This window comes from Comamonas sp. FG99, assembly GCF_057808605.1.
The window spans coordinates 91,904-100,829 of the sequence record NZ_JBMDII010000020.1; the positions used below are offsets into that span (position 1 = coordinate 91,904).

The following is an 8,926-nucleotide window of genomic DNA, read 5'->3' on the forward strand; positions in this document are numbered from 1 at the left end:
CTGGCCGCTTCACTTGCAGCGCTTATTGCTGCTGCTGTTGCTGCTGCTGGTCGGGGGCCGCCTCCTGGCTGCGGCGTTCGCGACGCTCGCCGCGCTCGGCGGGAGCAGGACGATCACCCGCCGGACGGTCCAGCAGCGCCTTCATCGACAGCTTGACGCGGCCCTTGTCGTCGGTCTCCAGCACCTTGACTTTCACGACCTGGCCTTCGGTAAGGTAGTCCGACACCCTCTCGACGCGCTCGTGCGCGATCTGGCTGATGTGCAGCAGGCCGTCCTTGCCGGGCAGCAGGTTGATCAGCGCGCCGAAGTCGAGGATCTTGACCACCGGGCCTTCGTAGACCTTGCCGATCTCCACCTCGGCGGTGATTTCCTCGATGCGGCGCTTGGCTTCGTCAGCCTTGGCGCTGTCGGTTGCGGCGATGGTGATCGTGCCGTCTTCGGCGATGTCGATCTGGGTGCCGGTTTCCTCGGTCAGCGCACGGATGGTGGCGCCGCCCTTGCCGATCACGTCGCGGATCTTCTCGGGATTGATCTTGACGGTGTAGAGCTTGGGCGCGAAGCTGGACACCTCGGTCTTGGCCTCGCCCACAGCCTCCTGCATCTTGCCCAGGATGTGCATGCGCGCTTCCTTGGCCTGGGCCAGCGCCACCTGCATGATTTCCTTGGTGATGCCCTGGATCTTGATGTCCATCTGCAGTGCGGTGATGCCGTTGGTGGTGCCGGCCACCTTGAAGTCCATGTCGCCCAGGTGGTCCTCGTCGCCCAGGATGTCGGTCAGCACCGCGAACTTGTTGTCCTCCTTGATCAGGCCCATGGCAATACCCGCCACATGCGCCTTCATCGGCACGCCGGCATCCATCATCGACAGGCAGCCGCCGCACACCGAAGCCATCGACGAGGAGCCGTTGGACTCGGTGATTTCCGACACCACGCGGATGGTGTAGGGAAACTCGTCCTTGCTCGGCAGGCAGGCCACCAGGGCGCGCTTGGCCAGGCGGCCGTGGCCGACCTCGCGGCGCTTGGTCGAGCCCATGCGGCCCACTTCGCCAGTGGCGAAGGGAGGCATGTTGTAGTGAAACAGGAAGCGGTCTTCGTATTCGCCGGCCAGCGCGTCGATGCGCTGCGCATCGCGCTCGGTGCCCAGCGTGGACACCACCAGCGCCTGCGTTTCACCACGGGTGAACAGGGCCGAGCCATGGGTGCGCGGCAGCACCGAGGAGCGGATCTCGATCGGGCGCACGGTGCGCGTGTCGCGGCCGTCGATGCGGGGCTCGCCCGCCAGGATCTGGCTGCGCACGATACGCGCCTCGATGTCGAACAGCATGGCATCGACCTTCACGCCATCGAACTCCACCCCCTGCTCGGCCAGGCCCGCCTTGACTGCCGCATAGGCTTCGCGGCAGGCCTGCGTGCGGCTTTGCTTGTTGCGGATCTGGTAGGCGTCGCGCAGCTTGGCCTCGCCCAGCTCGGACACCTTGGCGATCAGCGGCTCGTCCTTGGCGGGCGGCTGCCAGTCCCACACCGGCTTGCCGGCATCGCGCACCAGCTCGTGGATGGCGTTGATCGCCACCTTGCCCTGCTCGTGGCCGTACACCACGGCGCCCAGCATCACTTCCTCGGGCAGCTGCAGCGCCTCGGACTCCACCATCAGCACGGCCGCCTCGGTGCCGGCGACCACCAGGTCCATCTGGCTGTTCTTGCGCTCGGTCTGGCCGGGGTTGAGCACGTATTCGCCGTTGATGTAGCCCACGCGCGCGGCGCCGATCGGGCCGTTGAAAGGAATGCCGGAAACCGACAGCGCGGCAGACACGGCAATCATCGCGGCGATGTCGGCATCCACCTCGGGGTTCAGCGAGACGGTGTGGATGACCACATGCACCTCGTTGTAGAAACCCTCGGGAAACAGCGGGCGGATCGGGCGGTCGATCAGGCGGCTGGTCAGCGTCTCCAGCTCGCTGGGCTTGGCTTCGCGCTTGAAGAAGCTGCCGGGAATCTTGCCGGCGGCATAGGTCTTCTCGATGTAGTCGACGGTCAGCGGGAAGAAGTCCTGGCCGGGCTTGGCCGACTTCGAAGCCACCACCGTGGCCAGCACCACGGTATCGTCGATGTTCACCAGCACGGCGCCGGAGGCCTGGCGGGCGATCTCGCCCGTCTCCATGGTCACCTGGTGCTTGCCCCACTGGAAGGTCTTGGTTACTTTGTTGAACATGCTCATTTCAGCTCCTCGATGAATAGCTGGATGCACTCATCCAGCTTGGTTTTGGAGGACAAACAGAACACGATGCCATTCCAGTGCTGCACTTGCAGCTACAAATTTCGCAGCACTGGAATGACACAGCTTCGCTCTGCCGTATACCCTCCGAAGTAAAAAACGCCTGAGCTAGCGTGCTAACTCAGGCGTTCCCATTAAATACCAGGCTTACTTGCGCAGGCCCAGCTTGGCGATCAGCGCGGTGTAACGGTCAGCGTCCTTGGACTTGAGGTAGTCCAGCAGCTTGCGACGACGGCTCACCATGCGCAGCAGGCCGCGGCGACCGTGGTGGTCCTTGGCGTGTTGCTTGAAGTGAGGGGTCAGTTCGTTGATGCGTGCGGTCAGCAGTGCGACCTGCACTTCCGGGCTGCCCGTGTCGCTAGCGGAACGTGCGTTGGCCTTGACGACTTCGGCCTTGATGGAAGAGGCGATCATTGGTTTTTCCTTGTTGGAACGCAGCGCGCCGCGTTCATGTTACTTGCGCCAGCGCTGGAAAAGCGTCTGGCGTGCGTCTTGCACCATGCAAAACCCAATGATTATAAACGATCGCGCCACGGCCGCCGCCCAGGCCGCCCTGCCGCAGATATCCCTATGCCCAGCACAGGCATTGCTTGCCCCATAAATGAGAACTATTATCATTATCGAAAATCTTTTGCCACCTACCCAGCCATGAACGCCATGCACACCTCTCCCAGCGCGCTTTCGGCCACAGGCAGCCGCCAGGGCCATGCCGCCAACCATGCGCCCGCGCTGCCGCAGCTGCTCGACAGCCAGGACCTGCTGCGCGGCAACAAGGCCGTGACCATCCAGCACAACGGCTCCATCTACCGCCTGCAGGCCACCAAGCTCGGCAAGCTGATCCTGACCAAATAGAGTTTCATCGTGGGGCGACCTCAAGGTCGCATTGGCCAGCCAACGGATTGGCCGCACAGCCAAGCCTTTTTTGCCGCCGGGCCGCCCCAAGGAAAAAAGCAACCCCCTCGGGGGGCACCCGGCGTAGGGGCAGCGGCTACACGCAGTGGGCAAGCGTGGAGGCATTTTTAAACCCACGCGCATGGCGCCCCCGGCACGTGCCTAAAATGGGGGCTGCGAGACCTGCCGCGCTTACAGCCCGCACCGCTCTTGCACAGCTACCCTCCGCCGCATCCACGCGCCTTCAAGACTCAAACCCATTTGATTTCCGCGCCGGCTGTGGCCACAGCCTGAAAGGAGCTTATGAGTTTGGTTCGACCGCTGCCCGAGGGGCCCCTGGACATCGTTGGCGACATCCACGGCGAATATGGCGCATTGATGCAATTGCTGCATCACCTGGGCTATGACGCCGATGCGCACCACCCCGAGCAGCGCACGCTGGTCTTCGTCGGCGATTTCTGCGACCGCGGCCCCGACAGCCCGGCCGTGCTGCACAAGATCGGGCAATGGGTCGATGCCGGCAGGGCGGCCGCCGTGCTCGGCAACCACGAAATCAACCTGCTGCGCGGCGATGCCAAGGATGGCGCCGGCTGGTACTTCGACGAGCGAGTGGAATCCGACAACCACAAATACGCCCCCTACGTGCGCACCACCCAGACCGAGCGGCTCGCCATCCCGGCCTTCCTGCAGCAGTTGCCGCTGGCCCTGGAGCGCGACGACCTGCGCGTGGTGCATGCCGCCTGGATAGATTCAAAGATCGCCACTGCCCGCATGCTCACGCCCGGCAGCATCGCCAGCGACTATGACGCGCTCGAGGAAGCCGCGGCCGCCCATGCGCGCATGCTCGGCATCCGTGAGCGCATGGACGGCGAGAAGGCCGCCTGGCCGCACAGCATCGAAGACGAGCAGTTCGCCCCGCCCTTCATGGCAGCCCATGCGGACAACGAGCTCAACAAGTCGATGTTCAACCCCCTCAAGGTGCTGACCTGTGGCGTGGAGCGGCGCGGGCGCGAGCCCTTCTTTGCCGGCGGCAAGTGGCGCTTCGTCGAACGCGTGGCTTGGTGGGACGAATACGCCGACCCCACGCCCGTGGTGGTGGGCCACTACTGGCGCCGGGTGCAGCCGGTGGACCGCAAGCTGCTGGGCAAGGGCGACATGGACATGTTCGCCCACATCGCCCCGTTTGCCTGGCATGGCAAGCGCCACAATGTGTTTTGCGTCGACTACTCGGTCGGCGCCCGCTGGACCGCCCGGCGCGCCGGCCGCGCGCCGGAGCTGGACTTCAAGCTCGCCGCGCTGCGCTGGCCCGAGCGCCAGCTCATGTTCGACGACGGCCGGCTGGTGGACACCTCCAGCTTCGCGGCCGACAGCGCGCTGGCCACGGCAAAATAGGCATCCGGCGCGCCTGGCGGCTGCGCCGGATGCCCGTTCATATCCAACCCGAAAGGCACATAAATGCACACAACTCGCCGTTCACTCATCGCCTGCGCGGCCCTGGCCGCCACGGCCTGCATCGCCGCGCTGCCGGCCCAGGCGGCCGATGCATGGCCGGACAGGCCCATCCGCTTCGTCGTCCCCTTCTCGGCCGGCGGCGCCAATGACCTGATGGCGCGCGCCGCCGCCGAAGGCGCCTCCAAGGTACTGGGCCAGCCCATCGTGGTGGACAACAAGCCCGGCGCCGGCGCGGTGCTGGGCACCGACATCGTCGCCAAGGCCAAGCCCGACGGCTACACCTTCCTGATCAGCGCGGCTGGCGTGGTCTCCAACAGCATGATCCGCAAGGTGCCCTACAAGGACGGCGACCTCACCCCAGTGGCGATGATCGGCCTGGCGCCGTCGGTCATCATCGTGCCGGCCAACTCGCCCTACAAGGACCTGAAGGACTTCGTCGAGAAATCCAAGGCCGGCCAGGGCCTGCACTTCGGCACCGCCGGCATCGGCAGCACGCCGCATTTCGTCGAAGGCATACTCGCATCCCAATATGGCGCCAAGCTCGACCTGGTGCCCTACAAGAGCGGCTCCGAGTCGGTGGCCGCCGTGCTGGGCAACCAGATCGAGGCCACCTCCGAAGCCAGCATCGTCGTGCTGCCCTACCTCAAGAGCGGCAAGCTCAAGGCGCTGGCCACCACCTGGTCGCAGCGCATCTCCGCCTATCCGCAGCTGTCCACCGCCGGCGAGCAGGGTTTTGGCAACCTGAAGATCGCCCACTGGGCCGGCGTGCACGCGCCGGCCGGCACACCGGCCGCCATTCTCGACAAGATGGCCACGGCGGTGGACAAGGCGATGAAAGACCCGGCAACCGTCGAACGCCTCAAGGGCGTGGGCATCGAGCCCATCGGCGGTGACCGCGCCGCCTTCGTCAAATTCGTCGACGAGGAGCGCGCCCGCCTGGGGGCGGTGGTCAAGGCCACCGGCATGAAGGAAGACTGATACCGGCCGGCAAGTGCCCCGCCCATCTGAGGCCAGGCTTAAAGAAGTGCAAAGCCCGGGTGAAACCGAACTTGCCTGACGCCGCATCGTCAACCGCAGCAGCACCATTCCGTTGAGCAAGCAGGGCGGCGCCGGCAAGCGGGCCGCCACCATCTGCCTGCCCTCAGGAGAGCACCATGCTTCATGCCGTTGACCGCTGCGCCGCCCCGGGCGCCGCAGCCCCCTCCCCCCGTCCCGCCCGCGGCGGCTTCCGTATCGGGCTCGTGGCGCTGGCCGCGGCGCTGGCCCTGGCCGGATGCCATGACGACAGCGCAGGCAAGGCCGCCAGCGCCCCGGCCGAACCCGCCGCCGCCAGCCCGGCCCCCGCGGCGCAGCCCGCCGTGGTGCAGGCGGCCTACACCCCGCCCTCGGCCGAGGTGCTCTACCAGATGGTGGCGCCCATCGCGCTGTACCCCGACAAGCTGGTCGCGCAGATCCTGGCCGGCTCCACCTACCCCGACCAGGTCAGCGCCGCCGAGGCCTGGCTGGCGCAGAACCCCGGGCTCAAGGCCGCCGCGCTGAGCGACGCCGCCAACGCCCAGCCCTGGGATCCATCGATCAAATCGCTCACGCTGTTTCCCAACGTGCTGGGGCAGATGGCATCGAACCTGCCCTGGACCACCGCGCTGGGCAAGGCCTACTACAACGACCCGGCCGATGTGATGAACGCCATCCAGGTGATGCGCGGCCGTGCCTACAAGGCCGGCTCGCTCAAGGACTCCAGCCATCTGAAGGTCAAGCTCGTCAGCGATGCCCAGCCGGTAGAAAGCTATACGCCCTCCGACGCCACGCCCGCCCTGCCGGTGAGCGCACCGGTGATTGCGCCGCCGCCGCAATTCTTCGAGATCGCGCCCAGCGAGCCGTCCACCGTCTACGTGCCGCAGTACAACCCGGCCGTGGTCTATGGCGACCCCATGCCGGTCTACGGCGGCTACAGCTATATCGCCGCCCCGCCTCCGCCCGTGCTGGCCGGCGGCATCGCCACGCCGGTGGTGGCCGGGCTGATCGGCTTTGGCGTGGGCGTGGCGGTCACCCAGGTGATCGACCACCCCCGCCCCTGGGGCTGGGATTCGTGGCGCATGCACTGGGGCGAGCCGGGCCGGCCCGGCTACTGGCGCCAGGGCGAGCGCCCGCCGCCGCCATTGGCCCGCCCCGCCGTGGTCTACAACCACCAGACCTATGTATCGAACTCCACCACCGTGGTGGAAAACATCCACAACATCAACAACGTACGGGTGAACAACCACGGCGCCGACGCGGGCCGCCCGGCCCAGGCGCTGGCCGAGCCCCCCGGCCATGGGCCCGCGATCAACGCCGCTGCTGCCGCGGCGGCGGCTGCCGGCGTAATGGGCGGCTCCGCGCTGGCCCAGCGCCACCCGCCGCAACCGGCCGCGGCGCCCCCCATGCAGGCCGCCCCCGGCGCCCAGCCGCCGCGCGGCCTGAGCATGGCGCAGCAGCTGCAGCGCCAGCAGCCCTCCGCCATGCCGCCAGACCAGGCGCGCCAGCAGCATCTGATGCAGCAGCAGGCCCGCGACCAGGGCCGCCAACAGCAGATGGCGCAGCAGCATGCCCAGCAAGATCAGATACGCCAGCAGCAAATGGCCCAGCAGCGCGCCCAACAAGAGCAGATGCGCCAGCAGCAAATGGAGCAGCAGCGTGCCCAGCAAGAGCAGATGCACCAGCAGCAAATGGCCCAGCAGCATGCTCAGCAGGATCAGATGCACCAGCAGCAGATGGCACAGCAGCGTGCCCAGCAAGAGCAAATGCGCCAGCAGCAAATGGCACAGCAACGTGCCCAGCAAGAGCAGATGCACCAGCAGCAGATGGCCCAGCAACACGCTCAGCAGCAGGCCATGCAACAGGCCCAGCAGCAGCAGATGCGCCAACAGCAGATGAACCAGCAGGCCCACCAGCAGCAGGCCTTCCACCAGCAGCCGCGCGAAGGCCGGCGCGGCGACCGCCACGAGCGCTAGGCCACGGCTACCACCACCGCAGCACGGCGGCGGCGGCCGCGCCCAGCACCACCACCGCCAGGAACGGCAGGCGCGCCCACAGGGCCAGCGCCGCCGCCGCGAGGGCCGCCAGCCGGGCATCGGCCACCACGCGCTGGCCGTCGGCCATGGTGTTCAGCGCGGTCAAGGCCGCCAGCAGCGCCACCGTCAGCGCCCCGGCCATGCGGGCCATGCGCGGGCTGTGCAGCCAGCGCGCCGGCAGCAGGTAGCCCAGCATCTTGGTGCCCCAGGCCACCAGGGCCGCCAGCACGATCCACCACCACAGGCCGGCGCCGCTCATGGCCGGCCTCCAGCGCTGGAGTGGGCCGCGGCCTTTTCGCCATTCGAGCAGCAGCCCCATATGGCACCAGCGAGTGCCGCTATCAATATAGGCATCCCTGGTGCCACCCAGGGTACGGCCAGCACGGCGATCGTGGCGCTCAGCACCGCCAGGGCCACCGGCTCGCGCGAGCGCAGCCGCGGCCACAGCAGGCCCAGGAAAGCGGCTACCGCCGCGCCGTCGAGCCCGAACCGGCGTGGATCGCCCAGCGCGTCGCCGGCCAACGCGCCCAGCGCGGTGAACAGATTCCACAGCAGGTACACGCCCACGCCGGCCGTCCAGAAGCCCCGGCGCCGCTCCTCGGGCGTGGCCTGGCCGGCCGCGGTGGCGGCAGACTCGTCGATGCTCAGCTGCGCGGCCAGCAGCCGGGCCAGGCCCCGGGGGCCCAGCAGCGCGGCCATCTGCATGCCGTAGACCGCATTGCGCACGCCCAGCAGGCTGGCGGCCGACAGCGCCGCGGCGCCGCCCCCGCCGCCGCCGATCACGCCGATGAAGGCAAACTGCGAGCCGCCGGTGAACATCAGCAGGCTCAGCGCGCAGGCCTGCCACACCGACAGGCCCGAGGCCACGGCCAGCGCGCCGAACGAAATGCCATACAGCCCGGTGGCCACGCTGATGGACACCCCCATGCGAAACGCGGGGGACTGCCGCCACAGCGCCCCGATCCGTGCCGGCGCGATCACCGCGGCACCAGCAATTGCAGGCGCTGCCGCGCCTGGGCGGCCAGCGCCGCATCGCCCTGCTTCTGCGCAAGGCGCTGCTGGTTGAGCAGCCATGCCATCAGCGGCCGGCTCCAGCCCTGGGCCGAAGCGGTGTCCACCGCCTGCTGCACCACCGCCATGGCGACCGGGCCGCGCGCAGCCAGCGCGCCGGCCGCCACCAGGCGCGCCAGCGGATCGGCCATGCCGGCCAGTGCCGCTGCCGCCGCCTGCGGCCCCGCACCCGCTGCCGCGGCCACGGCCT

The 8,926-nt window shown here is 68.0% G+C and carries 8 protein-coding genes and 1 pseudogene; 4 read left to right on the top strand and 5 right to left on the bottom strand.

The annotated features are described in order from the left end of the window. Positions 1-22: 22 nt before the first annotated feature. The gene (gene pnp / locus ACODRX_RS14975) at positions 23-2,215 is read right to left on the bottom strand and encodes a polyribonucleotide nucleotidyltransferase (protein WP_488872311.1); all 2,193 of its coding nucleotides are present in this window, start codon (positions 2,213-2,215) and stop codon (positions 23-25) included. A gap of 204 nt (positions 2,216-2,419) precedes the next feature. Further along, on the bottom strand, positions 2,420-2,686 hold the full coding sequence (gene rpsO, locus ACODRX_RS14980; protein WP_460479401.1) for a 30S ribosomal protein S15: 267 nt from the start codon (positions 2,684-2,686) through the stop codon (positions 2,420-2,422). 234 nt (positions 2,687-2,920) lie between these two features. Here rpsO and hemP point away from each other — a divergent pair, with 234 nt between their 5' ends. From hemP to ACODRX_RS15000, 4 genes are all read left to right on the top strand, one after another. Then, a complete protein-coding gene (hemP, locus tag ACODRX_RS14985; RefSeq protein ID WP_488872312.1) occupies positions 2,921-3,124 on the top strand; it encodes a hemin uptake protein HemP in 204 nt (67 codons plus the stop codon). A gap of 342 nt (positions 3,125-3,466) precedes the next feature. Beyond that, complete coding sequence (locus ACODRX_RS14990; RefSeq protein WP_488872313.1) at positions 3,467-4,555, top strand: metallophosphoesterase; 1,089 nt, start codon at positions 3,467-3,469, stop codon at positions 4,553-4,555. A gap of 63 nt (positions 4,556-4,618) precedes the next feature. Continuing rightward, positions 4,619-5,593, top strand: coding sequence for a tripartite tricarboxylate transporter substrate binding protein (locus ACODRX_RS14995; protein WP_488872314.1), 975 nt, complete (start codon positions 4,619-4,621; stop codon positions 5,591-5,593). Between the two features lie 176 nt (positions 5,594-5,769). Continuing rightward, positions 5,770-7,605 (top strand): DUF3300 domain-containing protein, encoded by a 1,836-nt coding sequence (locus ACODRX_RS15000; RefSeq protein ID WP_488872315.1) that lies wholly within the window; start codon positions 5,770-5,772, stop codon positions 7,603-7,605. Positions 7,606-7,612: 7 nt separating this feature from the next. On the opposite strand, the gene ACODRX_RS15005 is transcribed toward ACODRX_RS15000, so the two are convergent. The 3 genes and pseudogenes from ACODRX_RS15005 to ACODRX_RS15015 all read right to left on the bottom strand — a co-directional run. After that, the gene (locus ACODRX_RS15005; RefSeq protein WP_488872316.1) at positions 7,613-7,924 is read right to left on the bottom strand and encodes an AzlD domain-containing protein; all 312 of its coding nucleotides are present in this window, start codon (positions 7,922-7,924) and stop codon (positions 7,613-7,615) included. Then, positions 7,921-8,592 carry an AzlC family ABC transporter permease gene (locus ACODRX_RS15010; protein WP_488872317.1) on the bottom strand — a complete coding sequence of 224 codons (672 nt, stop codon included), beginning with the start codon at positions 8,590-8,592 and terminating at the stop codon, positions 7,921-7,923. Before ACODRX_RS15010 ends, ACODRX_RS15005 begins: the two co-directional genes overlap by 4 nt. 50 nt (positions 8,593-8,642) lie before the next feature. Then, positions 8,643-8,926 (bottom strand): annotated as a pseudogene (locus tag ACODRX_RS15015) (hypothetical protein); the annotation flags it as partial.

Excerpts from the sequence above, each read along its gene's own strand:
- pnp (WP_488872311.1), bottom strand. The coding sequence starts at position 2,215 with ATGAGCATGTTCAACAAAGTAACCAAGACCTTCCAGTGGGGCAAGCAC.
- rpsO (WP_460479401.1), bottom strand. The coding sequence starts at position 2,686 with ATGATCGCCTCTTCCATCAAGGCCGAAGTCGTCAAGGCCAACGCACGT.
- hemP (WP_488872312.1), top strand. The coding sequence starts at position 2,921 with ATGAACGCCATGCACACCTCTCCCAGCGCGCTTTCGGCCACAGGCAGC.
- ACODRX_RS14990 (WP_488872313.1), top strand. The coding sequence starts at position 3,467 with ATGAGTTTGGTTCGACCGCTGCCCGAGGGGCCCCTGGACATCGTTGGC.
- ACODRX_RS14995 (WP_488872314.1), top strand. The coding sequence starts at position 4,619 with ATGCACACAACTCGCCGTTCACTCATCGCCTGCGCGGCCCTGGCCGCC.
- ACODRX_RS15000 (WP_488872315.1), top strand. The coding sequence starts at position 5,770 with ATGCTTCATGCCGTTGACCGCTGCGCCGCCCCGGGCGCCGCAGCCCCC.
- ACODRX_RS15005 (WP_488872316.1), bottom strand. The coding sequence starts at position 7,924 with ATGAGCGGCGCCGGCCTGTGGTGGTGGATCGTGCTGGCGGCCCTGGTG.
- ACODRX_RS15010 (WP_488872317.1), bottom strand. The coding sequence starts at position 8,592 with ATGGGGGTGTCCATCAGCGTGGCCACCGGGCTGTATGGCATTTCGTTC.